Genomic DNA, 24338 nt, shown 5'->3' with positions numbered 1-24338 from the left:
CATGTATCCGAAAAAAAACAGACTGGCTAAAAAATCGATAGGGTTCAATAATGTGATACCGATAATAGTTGTGACTGCTGTTTAGATTGTCATAAAATTAAGCTAAATAAATTATAAATGAAATTTTATTTAATAATTAAATGAAGTGGTAACACCTTAAACAGAATAAAATATTCGCTGTTACCCTATTATGATCAGGAAGTTAAAATCGGGCCAATACCGAATCTATTCCAGGAAAGTAGACCCCGAAACTCATAAACGCAGGAACCTCGGCACCTTTGATTCCAAAGAGGCCGCCCAGAAGCACGAAAAGGAAATTCAATATTTTAAGCATCATTAGCAGGCGTCTCCGCCTGCTAATGCCCGGCCATAATGTTCAACATCAATTTTATCAGTTAATCGCCGTTCAGCTTTTTTCTGCAAGACAGGCGCATTGCCCTGCGTCTAAAGTTTCGCCTGTTTTCCCCACTTTATTTTGTTCCATATCCTTTCATGAAAAAAATATCCTGCTGTAGTGTAAACGTTGCTGATAATTGTAAATCCGATGGCAATCCTGGCTTTGCCTGACAACCAGTAGATCGACAAAAAATCGAGGGAAACGATCAATAACCGGTAGCTAAGTGTTTTAACTACCGTTCGGGAAATGGTCTCGGTGTTTTTTCCCTTACCAGGTAATAACAGGTTAATCATGATTCACCGGGATGATGGTTACCGGTATGCTGCTGTGCCTCGATATTTTTTCAGCAACACTCCCGAGCAGCAGCCGGGCTAGCCCCCTCCGCCCGTGAGTGCCTACAACGATCATATCCGCCGACCATTCCCGGGCAAAGGCCAGTACTTTTTCTGCCGGCTCTCCTTCTTCCACATAATGACTGACCGGATAATCGCAGAAAACATTTTTGATGATCATGCCCAAATTTTCAGTTACCGCATTTCGTTCAAGGGTCACGGCTTCACTTATGCTCAATCCTTCTGTTCCCAGTAAAGCGCGTGTATCAGCAACCGATAATACAGCAGTTTCGGCCTGCAACTGCTGTACAAGCTTGAGGGCCGTTTGTGCCAAAGGTTCGGCAAAGGGGCTGTCATCAAGAGCAATGACCACCCGTTTAAATGTATTCATGTCATGCAAAATTATTGATAAAGGTCGCTGCTGTCTGCCAGGCTATAAGTAACCGGCATCACCTGGTAAAGTGATGGTTATCACCATAAATAAATCAGTCAATTTAATTTCCGAGCGATGGCTTGCGGCGCGTTGCTTTCAAAGCCTCGTTTTCTTTTGCCGCCAGCAGGTACACCAGGCTTGCCGTGCCGTCCATTGTCGGCTCATTGGTGCTGTAGTCTCCAAAATCATCATGATAGACGACCAGGTCCGATTGAAAATCGCTATAGGGGTCAACTGCGTATAATTGCAGCCCTTTCAGACTTTTGAATATCGAGGCATAAACCGGCCCATCAACCAGGGCGCCATCCAGTGGAAAGTTATTTAGGAGCGTGAACGAAGAATGCGGGTGCCGCGGTGTATCGCCATCGGCCGGTAAGCCGTAAACCATACTTTTACCCCAGGGATTACAGCCAAAAAGCCAATCGAAACAAGCCTGCTCCAGTTGTTCGTAGGTGCGGTCGCCGCTTAGTTTGCGGTACAGGTAACATTGTATAGCAAAGGAAGTGGTAAGGTTGTTAGAGCACCAGATAAACGGCACTCCACGGTAAAACCCATTGCGGGCGGCCTTTTGCCATACTTTATCTATTCCTTCCCTGTAATAACCAATCAGCGTATCCCGCTGGCGGTTTTTAATACTTTCCGCAATCTCGTAATGACCAAAATTATGGAAAGGGTACCATTGATAATGGCGCGCGGTGTCGGCCCCCATCCAGGGGGTAATATGCTCCTGCTTGCTGTAGCCAATGGCCCGTTTTAAATAACCGGTATTACCTGTTAGCCGGTACAATGCTGCCGACCCCAGCTCCATGTCATCAACCCAATTATCCTCTTCATAAAAATAAGGGGCTTTATTAGGCGCCGTTTGTGCAACACCCCGCTTCTTTAAGCCATAAGCATAAGCGGAGAGCGATTTCAATCGCAAAAGCTGTGCGAAGGTTTTGTCGCGCTTGCTGTAAATGCGGGAGCCCAGGGCAAAAGCGCTGGCAAACTTTCCGGCTGTAGAGGCTGTACCCGTCGCGCGGTTTTTATACTTGCCTAATCCCTGCGGTTCGCCGGTAAGAAAATAAACGGGCCTGCCGTTCGCTTTTCCCCAGCCATAATCTACCGAGTCCTTATCGGGCAGCCTGAAGCCAATGTGGTCGCGGTCGTCGGCAAGCTGGTTGAACATCCAGTCGGCACGAGGGTGCATTTTCAGCAGCCAGTTTAAGCCCCATCTTCCTTCATCCAGCACGTCCGGAACGCCATTCGCACCTTCTTTACCGTTTGCCAAATGACTGTCAGTAAACACAGCGGGAAAATCGCGGAAAGCAGCGAGCAAATGATAGGTGGCATTGGCCGAGGTTGCTGCATATTGCAGGTAATCGGTGGCATCGTGCCAGCCGCCCGACACATCAATATGGGTTTGCTCAGGAACCGGGCCATAGATAACATAACCATCCTTGGTGTGGCATGAATCGTTTAAAAATGGATTGAACCCGCTCCTTTGCTGGCGCATATAACGCAGGGGAAAGTCGGCAATGCCGTTATATGCACCGGCGCTGATTTTAAACTGAGCGGATACGGCCTTGCCCGCCCTCAGGTAAAAGGCGCCCTCGTTTTTATAGGCAGAAAAATTTAAACGGAATATCGAATGAAACGGGCCATAGCTGCCGAAATTTCTACCGGCCGCGCCTTTAAAAACCACCTTAGCGCTGGCTGCATCCACCAACTCAAACTCTGAAATCTGCTCGCCCGGCGATTTAGATACCCAAACCGCTACTTTAACCGAAGCGGGCGTATAACCCAATTGATTGATCCTGATCCAGCTTTGGATTTCTGCAGCGAAAGCTACAGCTGCGCTGCGGCCCGCCAGCAGAAAAACCAACAGCAAAACCGGCCGCAACGTTAAAAACGGCACAACTCTGTTTTTTAAACCAGGAAAGCAGGCTAAATGATGCATTTACTAATTGTAACACAAATATAACGCACGACTAAGCTTTGTTAAAGCCGTCTAATTTTTCTGCTGCGACAAAAATGTGATCAGCGAAGCAAATTCATCGTAGGATAATGCATTAGCCATTCCCACGGGCATCATCGATGTTTTCAGTTCCTTGCGGCTTAATATATCCGACGCCTTAACCGTAAAAACGTTTCCGCCAATGTCGCGCATCACCACTTTATCGGCCGACTCCTGCTGGACAAAACCCGTGTAGCTCTTGCCCCCTTTGGCTGTTATTACTATGGTAGCAAAACCCTGCGCTATGGAAGCGCTCGGTTTTAATATCGACTCGGCAATTTGCTGGCGGGTCATGATCGAGCCGATCTGCCCCATAAACGGACCTTTAAGCTTCTCGCCTCTAGTAAGGCTGTGGCAGGCAATACATCCCTGGCGACTGAACAGCGCTTTGCCTTTTGATGGGTCGCCTTTTATTTTCTGGATGGCCAGCATTACATCCTCTATTGATGATTTACCGATTTGTCCTTTTTTGCTGCGAATCTTGTCCAGGTCAACTTTAACCTCCCTGGTTGCGGCTACTTTTTCTTCACCGCCGAAAGCTGCGATGCCCATTTGATGACGGGCGTTCAGATCAGCATAAAACTGCTTGCCTGCGGGTGTTGATTTCGCCCATTGCTTTTTCAGGAAGGCTTCGATTTTAGGCGAGCCTTCCCAGGTTATGCCCTTGTACACCGGGCCATGCGAATCGGGACGTGTGCCCCACCACCAGGAGGCATCATAAGGCGCTTCTTTTTTATATAAGCGGGATAGCGTTGTCAAAATTTGTTTGCGCTCCGCGGCGGTTTTTGCCTGCGGATAGGCGGCAATCAGGCCATCAACAGCTTTGGTATCATACATGTATCGTAAAGCCCATAAAGCAAGCGTTGAATTTTCCGTACCGATAGCTTTCACGCAGGCATCCACGGCGTTCAGGCTCACCAATGCCCTTACCGCCAGGTGCGGCGCAACAATGGCCTGGTTAGGCGTAGCATGCGGACCTTCCACATTTTTGGCCGGGGCCACGAAGCTTGCCGGAACAGGCGTCTTCAGCAATGCGTTGGCTGCTTCTGCCCTGCCGAGCCTGTTCAACGATACGATGGCAGCCACCCTTACGCGTGGCGAAGGATCGTTCAAACCGGCTAAAAACGGCTCGATAGGGACATTTTCCAGGCCGGCCTTGCGGTCTGTAAGTGCTTTAAGGGCAAATTCTCTCAGGTCGGTATTTTTCGAAAGCTCCAATAACCCAGGGATGCCTTTTTCTCTTTCTATTTGTGCATAGGTGTAAATACCCGCCACCCTTGCGTACAAGGGCATACCGGCATCCGACGCTACCTGAAGCGCAGCTTTTGCAGCTTCGTCAGCAGGACGGGTCAGCAACTCCTGCGAGGCGTTCAGCCGGGCTACAGCGCTTTCCGAGCGGAATAACTCCGCAAGGTCCGCCACCGAAGCCGACTTAAGGTCTGGGAAGGCTTTGTAAGTCCAATTATTGGGCACCACGCGTACCACGTAACCTTTAGAAGCGCTGCCGGAATAGCCCGCCCCATCCCAGGCCGACATATACATCCTGCCCGAACCGTCAACATCCAGATCGGTTATTTGCGGCAGTTGGATGAAATCCTCTTCCTTCACCTGGAAAGTCGGGCCATCCGGTGTCACACGATCGATAAAAAGCTCGTTGCGGCCCCAGTCGGCAGTCATGGGTACGTGGTTAAATTTCGCAGGCCAGCCCGGTTCATCCATAAACAGCGAGCCTGTGCCCGAGCCGCCTCCCAAATCCACCAGCGCCGGGATGATCTCATCCGTAAAATGCTGGAACAACACCGGGTAACCATATTCGCCCGATTGGATATGATGCGAAAAGCGGATATTCCAGCCGCCGCCGTCATTGGTATTGTCGCGGGTGAAAACATTCATATATGGGTCGATGGCTACGTCATAAATATTGCGGGTGCCATGGGTAAAAATCTCCATTTCGGTACCGTCCGGGCGCACACGCACAATACCGCCGCCCAGCATGGTTAGCTTTTTGCCGCTGCGGTCGACAGCGTCGTGGAAACCAAAATCGCCGCAGGCGATATAGATCCAGCCATCGATCCCCATCCTGATGCCGTTAGTGGCATGGTCGGTGCCGCGTTCGGCCAGCATGTGGGCGTTGCTGATGTGCTCTATCAGCGGCTTCGGCGGGCCGTCGGCCACGCCGTCGTTGTTTTTATCTTCAAAAACTTCCAGGTTCATGCCGCTCGCTTTACCATTAGTAAAAACCGTGTGCAACACATACACTTTATCTCCCATCACCAGGATGCCGCGCGGGTCATCAATATCGGCAAAGTCGGTATGCTTATCCATTTTGCCGTCGTTGTCGGTATCAACCAGTTTAATGATACGGCCTTTGCCGGGGTCTTTGCCCAGCGAGCCGATCATATCCACGCCCACAAATACCTCGCCGGTTGGCGCCGTAGCGATACAGGCAGGGCTCGGCGTAAGGTCCGGCCCGCTGAACGGCGTAACCGTAAGGCCCTCCGGCCATTTTACCTGCGACATAAATTTGGCCGTTTTGACGGCAGACGTATCGGCAGTCGGGGATTGAACAGGGTGTTGCCGGGAAATCCCGAAAAAGCTGTATGTGCCGATAGATAGCACAACAAACAGGATGGTGGAAAATTTCAACATCGGAATAGAATTGCGGGTTTATAAATTGGTTAGCGGCACGCTTCGCGAACGCCACCGTGCAAGTTAAATAAAAATAACTGTATGTTTAACAGGAAAAGTATTTGGTGGGTAACAATGGTGATGGAAAGGCATTAACGATGAAATTGTTAATGAATAGCCGTTAACTTAAGAAGATAAATATCGAATAATGAAGTGAAAACTTCGGTGTTCGATTTCAATATTCGATATTAAATTCACATATTATCATAGTGTAACCGGTATGGTGGGACATTTGAACCTAAATTATTGTAAGCGCATCCCTTACGATAACCTTTTTGCAATCCACAGAAATGGCAACATTCTATCATTGATTATGCAATCTTGGCTTCTAAATCTGCTAATGATGATTAGAAAATGCGCAACCGACGTTGATAGGCTCGCTCGCAAGCATCGTCCAGATCAACATCTGTCACTCCTTTACCGAGAGCATGTACGCCTCACTTGTCGTCATATCTCTTCTGTAAGATGCCTGAACCTTTGTGAAAATGTGTTTTTTGGAATATTATTAGCCATGGTGACCGGCAGCACCTTCAATATTTTGAAACCGTGCTTTTTTTGTAGTTCGCTATATAAAAGGGATGAGCCCGATAAAATACCGGGCTCATCATTGTAATTAATCTTTAACTTAGTCTAACGTTTGGGGCTCAGTCCAGTTCCAGAGGCTTTCAGGTAATATGAAGAGGCTTGTTTATTTATGAAATGGCGGTAACTTCGCCTGTAAGTAAATTTATAGAAAAGCCTGTGTAAGAACCATCCTGGTTTTTAAAGAAAGCTTTTGCCATACTGTTTGACAGGAACAGTACATATCCGCTGTAGCTATTAGTGGCACCGTTATCAACGGCAGTAGTACTAAAATCTACCCTTCCAAAATTGTACAGGGTTGTGGCCGATGTACGGATGCCGGCAACGGAGGCAAAAGTATAGACCGTTGATAGCTTACGCGAATCGGTAATTGCGCCATTTTTTAATTTCGAAGTATAGGATGATGTGGTAGTGGTACCGCCAATATTAACCGAACTGTAGTGCGCATCGGCTGATTTTACTACATAATTCAGGGTCACATCATAAATGTTATTAAAAGCGGTGCCTGTTTCGGTGGTTTTTAAGGTATCCACCAATGTATAGGCATCCACGGTGTAGTTATTGTTAAAGTAGCCATTGCACATGTAAGTAAATAATGAATGCCCTGCATATGTGCGCGTGGTATCGCCACTAACAACCGTTTTATTGATTGTGTCTTTCACAAATGAGCCGCATGGATTGCTGTTATCCATGGTAATGAAGCCGCTGTGGCTGCCATTTGTCTTTAAATGGTCGGAAGCATTTACGCCGCTTGATAACGAGTGGTAAAGATCCAGTGCAATCTGTTTGCTTAGATCAGCTTTGTTGGCTATTGTTTTAGCCGGGTTAGATACCATTGCATTTTTTTTGCAGGATACATGAAAAAAAACCATGGCAACCAGTAAGGCCGGGATAATTTTAGCAGAGAGTTTCATGTGATAACAGTCTAGATTATTTTTATAACTATATTTTTAATACTCAACGTGACTTGTCAAAAATGGCACCAATTATTTGGTAGCATAATACCTGCACAATTGAGGAATTTGAGGGGAAAATTATAGACAAATAGAGGATTTTATGCCACAGTAAATCCCGGGTACTGATAATCCTGGTACACAATGCATTTAATTTTCGTGGATTACAAATCCACAAAAATTGGGTCGGGGATTATAAATCCCGACCAACTGGGACCAACGAGGTGAAGGGGCATTGAGGTGTTTGTGGGACAGGAACGAACTTTTTCGGATAAAGGCAGGCTGTTGTTATATAAAGCCCTGATCTTTCAACCGGACGATCAGAACATTCACATCGGCAGAATCATGTTCGCTTTTTAGATAGATTTCGGTCAGCAGTACGGTTTCCTGATCTAAAATAACGTAAGTGATGACCCTGGCCCCGCCGGATTTGCCTTTATCAGTTCCTGAAACTGAAACACGGATTTTATAGAAATTGTTACCCAGATCGGTACCCAGCGTAGGATTAATGCTCAGTTCTGCTACGAGTTTACCGATATCCTTTTTTATTCCCGGATGTTTTTTTGCAATTCTTTTTGCTTCCTTGGCAAATTCGGAAGAAATGACAACTTTATAATTCATTTAAAAATTCAGTTGCATCCTGTAGCTGGATCTTTCCCTCTTTATACAGTTTAATTTCTTCTGCAGATTTTTTGAGACGGTCGTAAATTATTTGTTCTGATTTGTTAAGCGCTCGTTTTGTAGTTTCCGCATGCGCTATATTGTAATCTAAACCGAAAGCATCCAAAATGGCTTTAATTGCTTTTTCGGTTTTCTTGCTATCAATATTTACGGTAAGCGTTGTCATTATAACAAAATTACGATTTTCTTTAAATACGAGAACTTAAAAAAAATAATTTACTGCCTGTTAGTCCGGATTTATAATTCTGGACTGCCATGCCGGGGATTTGTAATCCCTATACACAACGCATTTAATTTTCGTGGATTACAAATCCACAGAAATGGGGGAAAAAAGGTTGCCTTTGGTGGACGCAGACAAAAGGCATAGTCCTCCATAGACAAAGCCTACGAATTGTGCGAGGGGATTATTTAAATATTTTTTTATTGGTTTTATTTTCTCCAGGACGTTAGGAAGATCACAACAACCCCTCTTCTTACTCAAATGAAACTTTTCAACCAGCGGATTTTTTTATTTACTGATATATCGCTTTAATACCTTTCGTTCCGGGTTTTTATCCGGCCATATTTCTATGTGATAAAAATCATCACCTTTGTCTCCATTTACGCTAGCTAAATTAGCTGAATATACTCTCACCCGATAATGTCCGGGATTAATTTTCACTTCTAAGTGTACGCCAGAATTTGGACAATCTAAAACTTCCAAATGGCCAGACTTAATATTAATGCCAGCTTCGACGATATGGTCGAATTTACTGAAATCGAAACTATTATTTCTGGTATTCAAAAGCGTCAGTTCGCCATTCACCGGACCATAGGATTCAATCCCTACACCCAAAATACCATCGCCTATTGCTAATCTGTCATCATAAGCTTCGGTGGTCCAAAAGCTCGCTTCATCCGTTTTCATCGGTGATTCCTTGTCCGCAATATAAAATTGATTATATTGAGTTCGGAAGTTCAGTTTGTAAGTCATCGTGTGTTTAACTTTATTATTGGACCAAAGTTGGCAAACGTTAACATACAATAGTATCAACTTACTTAGATAACTACAAATAATCATTATTAATTCCTTTTAAGTACAAACACGCTTCCTAAAAATTCTCCCCTTTTGCTCGAGGTTTAGCAACGCGTAACCTCGACCTAAAATTAAGGAAACATTCTGCTTGCGAAAGCAATTATAAAAAATAGTCCCTGTGTTCAGCCATAGTTTGCTCAAACTGTATGTTAACTTATGGTAGGTTTTAACTTACAGTCTGTAAACAAAGTCCGGAATGCGCATACAAACGACACCCGTCGATTAATAAATATTTAAATAATTTCACCAAAGTGAAAATATGCCATTATTAATACCTACCTTGTCGACTTATCTAAATATAATATAATGCAAGGAACAGTAAAATTTTTTAATGAAACAAAAGGTTTCGGATTTATCGCACCAAGTGATGGCAGCAAAGAAGTCTTTGTTCATTCTTCAGGTTTGGTTGACACTATTCGCGAGAATAACGTTGTTAATTTTGACGTGGAGCAGGGCCGTAAAGGTCCGAATGCAGTAAATGTAAAAGTAGCTTAAAACACTATAAATTATTGTAGGGCATCTTCCGTTCAGGGAGATGCTTTTTTGTAAATATACTTCAGAAAAGCGGGTTGCCAATAGCGTAATCCCGCCGTTTATAGATACCTTAGTTAAAATAATCCACTTAAATTATAATATGGGTAAATCCACAGAGACATTCAGTAAAAAAGAGCGTGAAAAAAAGAAGCTCAAAAAGCAACAGGAAAAAAAGGAAAAGGCTGAGGACAGAAAAGCTGCCGGTGGCGGAAAGAGCTTTGAAGACATGATGGCCTATGTTGATGAAAATGGCAACATCACCTCAACCCCTCCTGATCCCTCCAGGCGCCGGAAGATAGCGGCAGAAGATATACAGCTGGGCACGCCTAAGCGGGAGGATATGGAAGTTGAAATAGCCCGTACCGGTATCGTATCGTTCTTTAACGATGCTAAAGGCTTCGGCTTCATCAGGGATCTGCAAACCCAGGAAAGCATTTTTGTACATGTTAATGGTACCACCGAGCAAATTAAAGAGGGTGATAAAGTTACCTTTGAAACAGAGCAAGGGCAAAAAGGGCTCACCGCCATCAAAGTAGCGAAAGCATCAAAATAAAAACCGCAAAGCTGTTGCAATACGGCTTCTGAAAAGCACCCATTATGGTCAGCAACAGTAGCTTTGGCCTAAAATTAAGTAAGCCGTTCGCTCGCAACGCCCAACGGCAGATAATCGTTAATTAAAAAGTAAACTTGCAAGGGCGGCAATAAATTAAAGGCGTTTACACCAACCAGTAAACGCCATTAATTGTATAAATAATTGACTACCTGTTGTTTATATAAAAATTTAAAAAAAGTATCAGCTCCTGTCAACACCTTTTTGCAGCTTTTCAGGTAAAAAAAATGAAACATATTGATTATCAGAACATTACATAATAATAACAATGAATTGATAATCAGCTTTTTTCATATTACCGGGTGTACCGAGCAAAAAACGGAACGCCTGGCAATCGCCTCACCTCTTCATAACTCAACAAGTTCTTCTCATCCGATCTCCCTTCCTGGTGCTGATGTCTAAAATAGGTTAAAGATGATTCGAAAAAGTCAACGGGATGCTGAGCAGCGTTTCAGTTATCGGCAGGCTTAAACCGGCGCAATATTTGCACAATCACCTGTTCCACAACTATTTGACTTGTTATTATCAAAACCGCTTCTTATCTTTAACTCAACCATTAGTCTTTATCGCCAGATACGTGTCCGCTACACCGTTAGCAGGCCCGTATGGTGCATTACATCCCTATTAATTTCAATCTCCGGACGAAACTAACCGCCCCAGCTGTATAAGCTGCGCCTTTTCAACAATTCAAATTTCCATAAAATGGAAACAGGGAAAAAATCAAAACGCTCCGTAACACCACGTGTTATTAAGCTGATCAGGTTGGCCGTGCTATGCGGCGCTATGCTTGTTTCGCTCAAGTGTTCGCCTCCCGCCCGGAATGCCGCGCAACAGGAAACGGATGAGAAAACTAACCGCTATGATACCGCTACCACTGGTTCAGCAATAGCAACTGATACCGCAGCTAAGGCGGATACAACGGCAGCCAGGCCCGCCAAAACCAAAGTAATTAAAAAAATAGCGGCGAAAACAGGCACGCTGGGCTATCATTACAGCCCTGCAATGACCATACATGAAACCCAGGAGATCAATGTCTATCTCTCGCCCAATAATTCAAAGAGCGCCATACGCGACACCATTCATAAAATACTGGTCGACGAAGACCCGAACAGGAATCCCAACGATACCGGGAAAATAGAATTTAAAGAACAGATTCCGCTTTACCGGCATGTAACCATGCAGCTGCTGCCTTTGGATTCAGGCATTCTTATCCGGAAGTTACCCGACATGAACCGGCAGGAAATAGATACTGTGCGCGGAAATACGTGGTCATGGTCTGTATATGCAAATTCGGCAGAAAAAGAGCAATCAACACTCGCGTTGGTGATAACAAGCGAAAACCCCGATCACATCGAAAAACGGTTCATCCATATTAAGATCCATGTTGAAGACAACGTATTCCGGATATTTTATAGTTACCTGATCGGGCACCCCGGCGACTTTATTTTAAAGATATTAGCTCCGGCCATTGCTGCCATTTGGGGAGTAATATTCTGGAAGCGGAGATCGGGCGCTAAAAAAGATGGAAATACGCCGAAAGATGGGGAATAAATCCGAAGTCATCAAGGTAGTGATTCACGCCCCTCCTAAATGGCATAGTCCTCTCGCAATAACCCTCCATTAAAAAAAGCATCATCCTATTCAAGCGGCGAATTTTGTTTTGCCTTTCAGCCTGGCTCACCTTCAAATTAAAAACTGGACTATCTTTCTCGTCCGGTAAGGCTATATTTTTGATTTCGAAATCGAATAAAAATGGAAGATCAAATGATATGCAGCACCTGCGGAACTTACTTTCCGGCAGCATCAGCACCCCGACTATGCACCATCTGTAACGAAGAGCGCCAGTATATTCCCGAAGGCGGACAAAGCTGGACAAACCCGGGCGAGCTGCACAATAAGCACAAAATTACCATACATCAACTTAAAGAGCATCTTTACGAACTGGAGATCACCCCTCAATTTGCAATCGGTCAGCGGGCGTTACTGGTACTCTCGCAGAACGGAAATGTTTTATGGGATTGCATCCCGATGCTGGATAAGGCCACCATTGATTTCATCCAATCAAAAGGAGGCTTAAAGGCGATCGCATTTTCTCATCCGCATTATTACAGCAACATGAATGATTGGGCTGATATGTTTGACTGCCCGGTTTACATTCATGAAAACGACGCGCCCTATATCGTTCAAAAAGGCCCCGAAATAAAGCTTTGGCAGGGAGAAGAATTGACTTTGTGGGATGGCATAAAGATTATGCTTATCGGCGGCCATTTTGAGGGGAGCAGTATTTTGCATGTGCCCTTCTTATCAAAGGAAGGGGCCATAATGTGCGGTGATACTTTGTTTTTGTCGCCCAGTAAAAAGCATTTCTCGGTCATGCGGAGCTACCCGAATAAGATTCCCTTACCGCTAAGAGAGATAAGGCGAATAAAGCACAGAATGAGCGAAATTTCTTTCGATACGTTTTACGGTTATGTAAAAGCGCAGAACCTGGATGCAGATGTTAAGGAGATTTTTGAGAACTCGATGGAACGATACCTGGCTGAATAACTGGTTATTCCCTGTTCTGCGCAGATTTATGGCTGCTTTATTTTGAGTATGCCGGCGATTGTGGAAAAACATGTGTAAAACAAACATTTTCATGACCTTAATCACTAAATCCTAAATTAAAACTTCGATATATTTGGGTAATAAACGCTAAACAAACCAAATTATCATGGAAAACAACACCCTTCATTATGCATCAGAGCATCACCCTGCTGCGGCCAGCAAGTGCCCTTTCATCGGTGGATTGATGAAAGACAGCGCCGGGGGCGGCACCCGCAACCGCGACTGGTGGCCTAACCAGCTGAACTTGGCCATCCTCAGGCAAAATTCTTCGCTGTCGGACCCGATGGATAAAGATTTTGATTATGCTGCTGAGTTTAAAACCCTTGATTTGAATGAAGTAAAGAAAGATATTATCGAAGTGCTTACCACCTCGCAGGATTGGTGGCCTGCCGATTATGGTCACTATGGTCCGTTTATGATCAGGATGGCATGGCACAGCGCAGGCACATACCGTATCGCCGATGGCCGCGGGGGCGCTGGTATGGGCATGCAGCGTTTTGCGCCGCTGAACAGCTGGCCCGATAACGCCAACCTGGATAAGGCGCGCCAGCTGCTATGGCCGGTAAAGCAGAAGTACGGCAAAAAGCTCTCGTGGGCCGACTTAATGATATTGACAGGCAATTGCGCGCTGGAATCAATGGGTTTTAAAACTTTCGGATTTGGCGGCGGCCGCAAGGATGTTTGGGAGTCGGCCGAGGATGTTTATTGGGGCAGCGAGCGCGAATGGTTAGGCGATAAGCGATATGAAGGCGACCGCCAGCTTGAAAATCCGCTGGCAGCTGTGCAGATGGGTTTAATTTACGTAAACCCCGAAGGGCCTAATGGCAACCCTGATCCGCTTGCTTCCGCCCGTGATATACGCGAAACATTCGGCCGCATGGCAATGAATGACGAGGAGACCGTGGCGCTTATTGCCGGCGGACATACTTTTGGCAAAACGCACGGAGCAGCTGAGGCCGGTAAATACGTAGGTACCGAACCCGCCGGTGCAGGCATCGAGGAGCAGGGGCTCGGCTGGAGGAACACCTTCGGCAGCGGAAATGCCGGCGATACCATTACCAGCGGCCTGGAAGGCGCATGGACAACCACCCCGGCCAGGTGGAGTAATAATTTCTTCGAGAACCTGTTCGGCTTTGAATGGGAGCTCACAAAAAGCCCCGCCGGCGCTTTCCAGTGGAAACCTGCAGGTGGTGCAGGAGCAGGTACCGTGCCCGATGCGCATGACCCGGACAAACGCCACGCCCCAACCATGCTCACCACCGACCTCGCCTTGAGGGTCGACCCGGCTTATAACGCCATTTCAAAACGTTTTCATGACAACCCCGATGAGTTTGCCGATGCCTTCGCGCGCGCCTGGTTTAAGCTTACTCACCGCGATATGGGGCCAAAAGCCCGCTACCTCGGCAGCGAAGTTCCTGTGGAAGATCTGATCTGGCAAGACCCTGTTCCCAAACCGGCCTCCCCGCTAATCAATGAGCAGGACATTGTAACATTAAAAGGCAAGCTGCTGAGTTCCGGCCTGTCGGTTTCGCAGCTGGTAAGCACTGCATGGGCGTCGGCCTCAACATTTCGTGGTTCCGACAAGCGCGGCGGTGCTAACGGAGCGCGCATTCGACTGGCCCCGCAAAAAGATTGGGAAGCCAATAATCCTGCACAGCTTGCCAAAGTACTGCAAACGCTGGAAGGCATACAAAGCGAGTTTAATAGCGCAAATGGCGGCAAAACGGTTTCACTTGCAGACCTGATCGTATTGGGCGGCAATGCAGCGGTTGAGCAGGCCGCAAAAAATGCCGGTTTTGATATTACTGTGCCGTTCACGCCCGGCCGTGGAGATGCCTCGCAGGAACAAACCGATATAGAGTCGTTCGATGCGCTCGAGCCTGCTGCTGATGGTTTCCGCAATTACGCACAAGCCCATTATGCCGGAAAATCGGAAACGATGCTGGTTGACAAAGCGCAGCTGCTTACCCTTACAGCGCCGGAATTAACCGTGCTGGTTGGCGGCATGCGTGTGTTGGATACTAATTTCGATAATTCCAACCACGGCGTGTTAACCCACAACCCGGGAACATTGACCAACGATTTTTTTGTTAACCTGCTGGATATGGGCACCAAATGGAGTGCTACCTCGGATGCAAAAGACCTTTTTGAAGGCCGCGACCGGAAGACCAACGCATTGAAATGGACAGGCACCCGCACCGACCTGATTTTCGGCTCCAACTCTGAATTGCGCGCAATAGCAGAAGTTTATGCCAGCAGCGATGCTAAAGAGAAGTTTGTTAAAGACTTTGCAGCAGCATGGAATAAGGTGATGAACCTGGACAGGTTCGACCTGGCCTAAATCAAGCAATTCCTGGTATAAAAGGCGGACTGTAATGGTTCGCCTTTTTAGTTTGGGCAGATCATAATAAAATCGAAAAATTTAAAAAAATGTACTAAAGCGGAATATTTAAATGATATTTTCATTTGTTAAACTTTTAATTTAAATAGTCTATTTAATAAGTTGGTTAATAATAGCTTATTGAAAATATTTAATTTAAAGCTTAAATTAACTTATAGCCCTATCGGCGATATTACTATTGGTTATAATGATTCAAATAAAAGGGTTGCGCGTGATATTGCTCAAAAAAAGATATCCTGCAAAAATCTCATTCATGAAAAGATTAAAATGGTAAACTTTCCGAAAAGACAGGCTGACGGCGTCTTAAAAAGGAATTTAAAATAACCCTAAAAACTTCTTCTTCTTTTTCTTTGGTGCGGCTTTTTTATGGATAAGAGCAGCCTTTTTAGCCGCTGCGCGTTTGATGCTATCCCTTTTAACGCTGTCCTTTTTTATGGAGTCGATAACAGCGAGTTTTATTTTGCGGATAGCGGCCATGTCCAGTACTGGTTTTTTATGATGGTGTACCACCGCTGTCGAATCTTTATGGGCAACAGGGGGCTCTGCCGTCTTAGCAGCGCCGGGCTTTATGATAGCATAGGCAAACGCACCCAGTAGCAGGATAACCAGCCCGGCCAGCAACGCCTTGGGCATTTTTACTACTGAACCATCTGCTGCCCGTTCTCTTTTGAAGTGTTCAACCTGGTCATGCAAATGACTGTTTTCTGCTGTTAACTTCGCAACAACCGCTGCCGTGCCTTCCTCACTTTCTGCTATGATATTCCGGCTTATGGCGTCGTGCAGGGCCTGGCCGTCGGGATATCGCTCTTCGGGATTTTTTTCCAAGCATTTTCCTATCAGTTGCAGCAGCCAGGCCGGCACGTGCAACTCATGCTCCGGCCAGGAAGCGGGAAAATGCTCTTTCCGGAATTCAATAAGATCGGGTACGGTGTTCTCCCGGTGGGCCAGCATTACCGCGTTTCGTGCTGATTCACCGTTGTCGCCCAGTAAAAAAGGCACCCGCCCTGCCAGCAATTCATATAAGACAACGCCAAAACTATAAACATCCGTCTGGAATAACATTTCACCCTCATATTGTTCAGGCGCCATAAATTCTATCGCACCGGCATGCCGCATGCTGCTGCGCCGCTGCTCGTCCGACATCACCGACAGACCAAAATCAAGCAATACATAATTGCCGGAATGTATATTAAATTTTACATTATTGCTTTTGATATCGCCGTGTTTAACACCTACCTTATGACAATGCGAAAGCGCACAGGCTAGCTGATCGGCTACTTTAATTACCTCTTTAATGGTAAACACCTTTTCGTGCGGCGGTTTCAGCAATTCGCAAAGGTCAGGTCCTTCAATAAACTCCATTTCGATAAACGGGAATGAGCCGCTCTCAGTGATGCCCGAATTCAGTATCTTAACCACATTAGGGTTGGGTATCTCGTTTACCTTCTTTAGCTTTTCTACCTCATTAATAAAGCTGCGGTAATTCACATCATCCATACTTTCGGAATGAACAGGCGTAGGCAATAGCTTTACTGCACTGATAATAGGGCCAATACGCCGGCCTTTGTAAACAGAGCCCTGCCCGCCGGTGCGTAGCGCACCCATGTTTTCCAGTCCTTCAGTTATGGTAAAAACTTTACTCATCCTTTATCGGGTTGTTATAACTAAATTCAAAAACCGCAGACTCACCAAGAATAACCTGGTCGCCGTCGCTTAGCTTATGTCCAATCTGGGTAGAATGCAGCTTTATCAGGTTTTCTTTGCCCGGTGTCTTTATTTTAATCTTGTTTCCCGGCGGAATACCACCTTCATCGGCAAACAAAATAAAACAGCCATCCTCATTATTCCACTCAATGTGGGCATGCTGGCGACTGATAAATTTATTACTCTCGTTAGCACTGTCGCCGGGGAAAGCGATATGATTGAGCCGGAAGAAGCCGTCTTTTACCTGCGCCCTGGCTTCGCGGCCGATATTTATTTTACCATCAGTTGATGATATTTTGTATTTGGCTTTCTCCGCTTCGCCGTTCAATATTCTTATAGTGGCCGAACCGGAACGCTTAAGGTTATGATCTTTGGTACGTATAAAGATTGCGGCGTTTAATCCGTCTCCATAAATTGCATCCGGCGGAATCTCGCCATTGAAATTAACTTCCAGCATCCAGTTGTCAGGTATGTCCAGCGCAAAATCATCGGCTATGCGTTGTATTTCCTCCTTAAAACGATTTTCCTCATCTATATATACCGCAGCTTCATAAAGATGTTTTTCGGCAGCCTCGGCTTTTACAAACAAATGAATGCCCTTGATATGCCTGCCTTCCCCCCCTTCCGACTTTTGAAGTTGTTGTTTTACCAGCCGAAGCAACGCATCGCGCAATATCTTTACATCGTTTAAACCTTTACTATCGTGCTTTTTAAAAAAATCAAACATTGTTTAAGCTATTAATAATATAACTACTGTCCTGCTGTTTCTGTTTGGATTTGATCATCCGTTTGTTGTTCAGCACCGCTGTCCTGCACTTTCTTCCGGTCGGGCGTGATGTTTTTGATATACCCCGACTTCAACAGCAACGGAATGATCGTTCGCCCGGCCAGGTGTACTGCATCCGATGAACCCCTGGTTGATTCAATCCTGATACACACTACAATATTGCCCTTGCTTTTTGCCATAGGCGCAAAAAAAGTGTACCAGCCATCATTGATACTGTTTCCCTTCCAGATACGCTCGGGAGTTCCGGTTTTGCCTGCTACGCGCAGATGCAGTATTTCTTCTTTTGGTGCGCTTTGCTCAATCATGTATTGGGTAAGCAATGCTGCATATTGCGGGTCGTTGGCAAGCTTGATGCTTGGCTTTACAGGCTGTGCGGTGTCCGCTACCTTTAACACAAAACGATTGGCCACAAGGTCCCCGTTATTGGCAACACCCGATACCAGCCTGGCTATAGCTGCAGGCGTGGCAATTAATTCGCCTTGTCCCCACGCCATACCTGATATACCTTTTGCCCGCGTTTTATGGATATTGTTCGGGTCGTAACGCGGCTTTGTATTAAACTCCGTGCGCCGCCATAGCTCCCTCCATTTTTCTTCCTGCTGCAGGTTCTCCGGCCGCTTGTTATAAAAATACCCCCCCACGCCGTGCAGGAACATTCCGGCTTTCATGTACAGCGTAACCATATCCTCCTGCAGGTGTTTCTCATTAGCCAGTTTAATGAAGTACACGTTATTTGATTTGGCAATTGCGCGCTCAAGGGTTATTATTCCTGTTTCGTCAGGTTCAATACCTTTGGTTCTGATACGTTCTTCCATGCTGACATGAAATTTAACGTCTTTTGCCGCCAGCCCCAGTTTATTGAACGATGCCATAGCGGTAAGTACCTTGGCCGTGGAACCCGGCTGTGTAGCATAAGTAAAACCCAAATCGCTGGTGGTCATCCATTGCGAAAGCTGGTTCTGCTCGTCAATGGGCATGGTGAGCTGATCGTAGTTATTTACCGGCGGCAGCGGATATACTGCCGAGGCAAGCACATCGCCGGTTTGCGGCAGCATTACAACCACCGAAACACGATTATCCTGCATTGCTGTGTCCGCCGCCAGCGCCTGTTGTATATGCGTCTGCAAACTCGCGTCAACCGTCATCTGCAGATCGCGGTTTCGCTTTTTAAATGAATCTACTGCGGCGCTGTTCAATCCCGAAAGCAGTAATGGCGCTAAGGCGCTGTAATCACGCTTGCTTACCGACATTTCTTTTACGCCCCTGGGTAAGAATCTGTCCTCGCGGAAACGGCTGGCATGGGCATTAAAGCTGGCGGTCGGCATTTTAAAACCGCGAAGCTCAGCCGCATGTTCATACTCGGCAAAGTAGCCGTTAGTGCTGCCATTGAAGATGCCGGTGTTGTTATCGCCTGTCCAGAAAAACATTTGCTCCTGGAAGGGGTAATATCGTGTTAAACGTTTGTGCATAGCCGAATCCAGGTCAAAACTTCCAACACCGGCCGAGTCCAATAATTTCTTTTGTTGTTTAATAAGCTGCGGATTGCTGGTGGCCAATATCAATCCGTTACGGTCATACAGCGTACCTGCCTGTAGTTTGTTCATCAGGATAGCGATGCGCGGGTTATAACTAAACATGCGCGCGCCGCTTCTGTCCGCCACAAGGGCGGGCTTTACTATCCATTTGCTGCTATCAAATAAATAACTCGAAATGTTTACAATAAGCAGCGCAATGCCTATTACCGCCGCAAGCAGCGCAGGTACAAGATTTTTGTCCTGCTGCCGTGTGATGAACTTCATCTGTACTTCGGTTCCTTTTACTTTCGACGCTGACAGCAGGAACCCGGCAGCCAGCAAATTGGCCACCAGCGATGAGCCTCCGTAGCTCTCGAACGGGAGCGCTACGCCTGACAGCGGCAATGCCCCTGTAGAACCACCCGCAATAAGCAGGAACTGTATAAACGTACATATCCCTATCCCTGAACACAGGTAAAATAAAAACGGCGTGCCCGTTTGCCGCCCTATAATTATGGAACGATGCAAATAAAGCAGGAACAGCAGGAAAATACTTACAATACCTGTCCACCCGAAGCTTTCACCTATGGCGGGTAAAATCATATCAGTATGTGCTTCAGGAATGGTTTTGGCAAAGCCCTCCCCTACTCCCTGGCCCGTAATACCACCCCCGCTCATTGCCCAAAGGCCGTTAGCTACCTGGTCGCCGCCATAAACCTCGTTGTTCCAGGCGTCCTGCCAGATGGCCTTACGGTCCACTAAACGCTGCACCGGCCCGGGCACCAGTTTATCCAGGTAAGGTATCTTATCAATAGTCAAAAATCCTGATATAATTACCAGCGCCATAATGGCCGATTCGCTCAACGTGCGCCGCTTGTAGAAGAAATTGAATATCAGCACCACTGCGGTAGCCGCCGTCGATATCCAAACATTCTTAAATATCCATGTCATCAGTACATAAAAAACCACCGATAAGGCCATAAACATAAAGTCGCCGCGGGAAAACGAAAACAGGATAATAAAAGTAAAACAAATCACTATCGCCGGGCCCATATCGCCCAGCATCAAAAACAGCAGCAGTGTAACAGCAATGGCTATTAATGCAAAAGAGAAAAACGACAGGCGCTTTCGCCAGCTGGCATATTCGCTTATAAACCGCTCGTTTACAGCAAAAAAACCTGCCAGGAAAAGAATAATAAGGTATTTAACAATTTCACTTGGCTGAAAGCCAAACAGGTTAACTTTAACGCCGCTGCCTTCCGGGCCTGAGCCAAATTTTATGGTCAGCATTAGCAAACCCATCGCTACAATAATCCATGGCCAGCCATTGGCAGCTTTCGGGCTATTTTTAAATACCAGCATACGGTACAGCCTGGAATCCGGGGTAAACCGGCGCAGGCTGATCAGCAGCAATATCAGCATAGCCGCAATTCCCATTCCAAGATACATCAATGAGTCTTTGGCAAAAAAACGGTCGCGCAAGGGGTCCTGCAGGTTAAGCAGCGTAACAAATGATATCCCCGTCAACAGCATTACCAGTGGGAGCACAATTTGATCGGCCTCGGGGTAGCGCACGCTTAAAACGATGTGAATAATAAGAAAGCTGGCGAAAAAACATCCTGCAATTATCCAATACCACCTGTTGAAATAATCCGGTGTGCGGATAATTAACGCTTTTTCTTTTTTCAGGATGCTGAAATCCCTTGTAGAAAGCAATCTGATTGTATGGGGAGACTGCTGGAAAGTAAAGTGTTGATCTTCGTCCAGATTTTCGGTACCAGCCGACCGGCCAAACTGGAAACCAGGCTGCAGTGGCAGTACATTAAAGGCCCTTCCGGCAGGCAAATTCTTAAAATTAAATTCGCCGTTACTGCCCGTGCGCGCATAAGCGGTAATGTTTTGCAAATGCCCGGCTCCTTTTCCGTCATCCACGTATTCCACATGGTAGCCCTTTCCTTCTTGAACGCGGGTTTTTACCTCGTCTGTTTCTTCGTCATTAAAAATGCTATCCTGTGGTACCACCATTTGCAGGCGCACCAACACGCGGCTGACTGGTGTTATTTTATTTTTTACGGTGCCCGAAATGCTATATCCGTTCATGCCCAGGTCGTTAACTGATGGAAGTTCGGGTGGATTTTTACGTTCCTGCTCAAAACGAATTGAGTCATCTCCGGTATAGCCTAACAGCGTACGCGAAACCAGCACCCTTTCCTTGAACGTTTTTCCGCCCGCAGCAAAGGCCTCATCGGCATCTACATTAAATTTTGACTTATTGATCTCGCCGATGTTATCAAATTCATTACCCGCCTTTTCCTGTTTGGCTACCGTATGCTCTATCAGGTCAATGTCCTTTTTATCCTCAAAATAATAGCCGGTACGTAACAGCCGGGCCAGGTTACGGGCCTGATTGGGTGCGTTAAGATTCACCATGGTACCGTCATTTAATCTGCGGTCAACATCGGTAAAGTTTTGCTGCAACACTATATATAACCGCACAAACAGTAATGCCAGGATAGCAGTGGTGAATAACAAAAAAACGCGTTCTTTCTTTCGTGATGGCATGGTTATTTTTTGTTAACGGGTACAGTGTCGGCCATTAATACCGTCGCGGGGCTTTTGCCGGTAAAATATTTTCCGGCCGGTAAGCTTAAATTGTTTCGTATAGCTTCTTTACAATTGTTGAACTGAACATGGGCCAGGTCAAGCATGGCATTGCTATTGGATATTGCAACATTAAAACCGCTAAACGCTGTGCTGTCAAGCGCGATCACTTTAGCCCCGGCGCCGATCTGCAGAGCCGGGCCGTTATACGCAGAGTCAGCCTGGAAAACGATACGCCCTTTCGTGCGGATAAGCAGCGTGTCGCGGGTCACATGGATTGGCTCATTAAGGATAATGGGAGTGCTATACGCCGTATCTGATAGAACAAGTACCTTACCTTTCAAACTGTCAATTGCCTTTTGGAGTTTCACCTGGAGAGCACCTGGTACTTTCAAAGTATCATTCAAAGGCTTTACAGCGGTCGTTGCCTTCTGCTGTTCATGCATATTCAGATAAAAATACACGTTCGCGCCAAGGCAAATCAGCAATAAAACAGATAATAATAAAACCAGCCATTTACTTCCTTTCGGCGCAGTCGGCCCAGGCTCTTCTTCCTTAGCGGCCTGTTCGGTTTTCACGGCGGCAGCACGCTCCGCAGGTTCCCGTTTTACTGCTGTTGCTGAGTGCTTTTGCGGTGTCTTGTTATTATGCACTAACACAATGGTAATATTGTCACGCCCGCCATTACGGTTTGCGGCATCAATCAGCTGACGGCCTTTTTCTTTCAGTGCGATATTTTTGGTAAGGATACCCGTGATTTCTTCGGTATCAACCATATCCGTCAGCCCATCGCTGCAGAGCAATAACATATCGCCTGAAAGAAAAGGGGACTGGCCAGTTTCTATATAATCCGTGTTTTTAAGCAGGTGTGCTTCAAAGCCCAGCGCTTTATTGATCTCGTTTCGTTTAGGATGAGCCATAGCCTCCTTTTCTGAAAGCCGGCCAGACTCTTCAAGAAAGCCCACAAAAGATTGGTCGTGCGAAATTTTTATGAGCGAACCATCGCGAAGCAAATACAGGCGCGTATCACCCACATGCGCATAATAAAATTGGTTATTGGCAATGTCGGCAATGGCCAGCGTAGCTACGCAGCTCATCATGTCGTATTTCTTATTACGCTGTTTTTCTGCTATGATCCTGTCATTTGCCATATCAAAGCAGTCTATAATCATCGAGATGATCTCGCCTGAGGGTTTTTCAAGGCGCTGCAAGATTGCTTCCCTTGCCAGGCCTGCTGCTACTTCGCCACCCTCGTACCCGCCCACTCCATCAATCACGCAGCCTATTATAAACTTATCGTCAGCGCCCTGGCGTGCAATAAACGCATCCTCGTTATTGGTGCGTTCCTTACCGGTATCTGTTATGCCGAAATATTGATCAGTCATTAGTTTTACGTGATTTTTTTATTTCAACGAAGTGGGTTATCAGTAATGCGGTACAAATTACCAGCAGCCCGGCAGACAATATTTGAGACATAGCGACTACTGTTTAAATAAATTTATACCTACAATTCCGTTCAGCAATATTTTAGAGTTTACCGGCAGTTCTACCCACGACGGGGCATTTACATCGCTGCGCTCCACATCCTGTTCGTTAAGAATGGTCAGCTCCCCAAACGACGCCAGGTAAAATTTGCCATCAGATTTATTATACCTGATGCGCAGATGAGGCGTATTTACCCACTCCGTCGGAATCTTGAAGATATTGCCATCCTCACGGGTTTCGTCTTCGCCAGATACTATAATCTCATCATCAGTCATCAGGTATTCAACCTTTTTACCTGCAAACTGTTTTTCAGGCAAAATAGTCTCGAAGCGGGCCAGGTATTTTTTACCTGATTTAGGTGCGCCTTTTTCATCAAATTCCAAATTCTCAACATAAGGCAATTCATAGTAGCCTTCGCTGTAATAATTGAAAGCGCCCAGCACATCATTGCTGATATCGAATGTTTGAGCCACACCTGTTTGTCTTGGAATGAAGGTAACCCGCAGGTTCTCCTCTTTTTTGTTGCTTCCCGGCAACAGCTTTCCTATAAAACCAATATCGCCGCGCTGATAATCAGGATGTGATACCAGCCTGAATACCCACTTTGAGCTTGATGGCACCACGGTTTTACCGGCAGTCCGGTACTGGCTTAGCAGGTCATAAAATTTCTTCACGCTTTCATTAATAATGAGTCCGAACAATCCCTGTTTGTTATCCAGGAATTGTTTATAGTCTTCTTCATTAAAGCTGATGATATATTCGTGGTAAAAAACAACGCGGTCTGCAAATGACAGCTCACGTATCGAATCACTAAACTTAGCGACTACATAATTATAAACGTCGTCGGGTGTTAAACCCGGTTGCTTTTTTGCTTTGGCGTGTTCCTGACTGGTTAAAAACCAATCCTGTATACCCAGGCGTTGCCATATCGAAGGCTTTTGTTCCATGTGATTGTTTG

General features: G+C 46.0%; 18 protein-coding genes. 5 read left to right on the top strand and 13 right to left on the bottom strand.

Annotation, left to right across the window (positions count from 1 at the left end):
- Positions 1-444: 444 nt before the first annotated feature.
- From Q3W13_RS23580 to Q3W13_RS23545, 8 genes are all read right to left on the bottom strand, one after another.
- On the bottom strand, positions 445-690 hold the full coding sequence (locus Q3W13_RS23580; protein ID WP_302868234.1) for a DUF2061 domain-containing protein: 246 nt from the start codon (positions 688-690) through the stop codon (positions 445-447).
- Entirely contained in the window at positions 683-1120 is a 438-nt protein-coding gene (locus tag Q3W13_RS23575) for a universal stress protein (protein ID WP_302868232.1), read from the bottom strand. The genes Q3W13_RS23580 and Q3W13_RS23575 overlap by 8 nt, the downstream gene beginning before the upstream one ends.
- 103 nt (positions 1121-1223) lie before the next feature.
- Positions 1224-3059 (bottom strand): glycoside hydrolase family 9 protein, encoded by a 1836-nt coding sequence (locus Q3W13_RS23570; RefSeq protein WP_302868230.1) that lies wholly within the window; start codon positions 3057-3059, stop codon positions 1224-1226.
- Positions 3060-3152: 93 nt separating this feature from the next.
- Positions 3153-5807 (bottom strand): c-type cytochrome, encoded by a 2655-nt coding sequence (locus tag Q3W13_RS23565; RefSeq protein WP_302868228.1) that lies wholly within the window; start codon positions 5805-5807, stop codon positions 3153-3155.
- A gap of 731 nt (positions 5808-6538) precedes the next feature.
- Positions 6539-7342, bottom strand: a complete 804-nt coding sequence (locus tag Q3W13_RS23560; protein WP_302868226.1) for a hypothetical protein — start codon at positions 7340-7342, stop codon at positions 6539-6541.
- Between the two features lie 327 nt (positions 7343-7669).
- Entirely contained in the window at positions 7670-8002 is a 333-nt protein-coding gene (locus tag Q3W13_RS23555; protein ID WP_302868225.1) for a hypothetical protein, read from the bottom strand.
- Positions 7992-8228, bottom strand: coding sequence for a hypothetical protein (locus Q3W13_RS23550; RefSeq protein ID WP_302868223.1), 237 nt, complete (start codon positions 8226-8228; stop codon positions 7992-7994). The genes Q3W13_RS23555 and Q3W13_RS23550 overlap by 11 nt, the downstream gene beginning before the upstream one ends.
- A 342-nt stretch (positions 8229-8570) precedes the next feature.
- Positions 8571-9035, bottom strand: a complete 465-nt coding sequence (locus Q3W13_RS23545) for a hypothetical protein (protein WP_302868221.1) — start codon at positions 9033-9035, stop codon at positions 8571-8573.
- A 405-nt stretch (positions 9036-9440) separates the two neighbouring features.
- Here Q3W13_RS23545 and Q3W13_RS23540 point away from each other — a divergent pair, with 405 nt between their 5' ends.
- The 5 genes from Q3W13_RS23540 to katG all read left to right on the top strand — a co-directional run bounded on the left by Q3W13_RS23540 (position 9441) and on the right by katG (position 15229).
- A complete protein-coding gene (locus Q3W13_RS23540) occupies positions 9441-9632 on the top strand; it encodes a cold-shock protein (protein WP_302868263.1) in 192 nt (63 codons plus the stop codon).
- Positions 9633-9771: 139 nt separating this feature from the next.
- Positions 9772-10224 (top strand): cold-shock protein, encoded by a 453-nt coding sequence (locus Q3W13_RS23535; protein ID WP_302868219.1) that lies wholly within the window; start codon positions 9772-9774, stop codon positions 10222-10224.
- 759 nt (positions 10225-10983) lie between these two features.
- Positions 10984-11832, top strand: coding sequence for a hypothetical protein (locus Q3W13_RS23530; protein WP_302868217.1), 849 nt, complete (start codon positions 10984-10986; stop codon positions 11830-11832).
- A gap of 201 nt (positions 11833-12033) precedes the next feature.
- The gene (locus Q3W13_RS23525; protein ID WP_302868215.1) at positions 12034-12828 is read left to right on the top strand and encodes a hypothetical protein; all 795 of its coding nucleotides are present in this window, start codon (positions 12034-12036) and stop codon (positions 12826-12828) included.
- A gap of 166 nt (positions 12829-12994) precedes the next feature.
- The gene (gene katG / locus Q3W13_RS23520; RefSeq protein WP_302868213.1) at positions 12995-15229 is read left to right on the top strand and encodes a catalase/peroxidase HPI; all 2235 of its coding nucleotides are present in this window, start codon (positions 12995-12997) and stop codon (positions 15227-15229) included.
- 375 nt (positions 15230-15604) lie between these two features.
- Here the strand turns inward: katG and Q3W13_RS23515 are convergent, their stop codons facing one another.
- The 5 genes from Q3W13_RS23515 to Q3W13_RS23495 all read right to left on the bottom strand — a co-directional run bounded on the left by Q3W13_RS23515 (position 15605) and on the right by Q3W13_RS23495 (position 24327).
- A complete protein-coding gene (locus Q3W13_RS23515) occupies positions 15605-16933 on the bottom strand; it encodes a serine/threonine-protein kinase (RefSeq protein WP_302868210.1) in 1329 nt (442 codons plus the stop codon).
- Positions 16926-17720 carry an FHA domain-containing protein gene (locus tag Q3W13_RS23510; protein WP_302868208.1) on the bottom strand — a complete coding sequence of 265 codons (795 nt, stop codon included), beginning with the start codon at positions 17718-17720 and terminating at the stop codon, positions 16926-16928. The genes Q3W13_RS23515 and Q3W13_RS23510 overlap by 8 nt, the downstream gene beginning before the upstream one ends.
- Positions 17721-17743: 23 nt before the next feature.
- Entirely contained in the window at positions 17744-21856 is a 4113-nt protein-coding gene (locus Q3W13_RS23505) for an FtsW/RodA/SpoVE family cell cycle protein (RefSeq protein WP_302868207.1), read from the bottom strand.
- Between the two features lie 2 nt (positions 21857-21858).
- Complete coding sequence (locus Q3W13_RS23500; protein WP_302868205.1) at positions 21859-23280, bottom strand: PP2C family serine/threonine-protein phosphatase; 1422 nt, start codon at positions 23278-23280, stop codon at positions 21859-21861.
- A gap of 96 nt (positions 23281-23376) precedes the next feature.
- Positions 23377-24327, bottom strand: coding sequence for a hypothetical protein (locus Q3W13_RS23495; RefSeq protein WP_302868203.1), 951 nt, complete (start codon positions 24325-24327; stop codon positions 23377-23379).
- Between the last annotated feature and the right edge of the window lie 11 nt (positions 24328-24338).

Source organism: Mucilaginibacter sp. L3T2-6, assembly GCF_030519355.1.
GTDB lineage: Bacteria > Bacteroidota > Bacteroidia > Sphingobacteriales > Sphingobacteriaceae > Mucilaginibacter.
The sequence above is the reverse complement of the archived record's forward strand: the minus strand, read 5'-3'. Positions and strand labels throughout refer to the sequence as shown.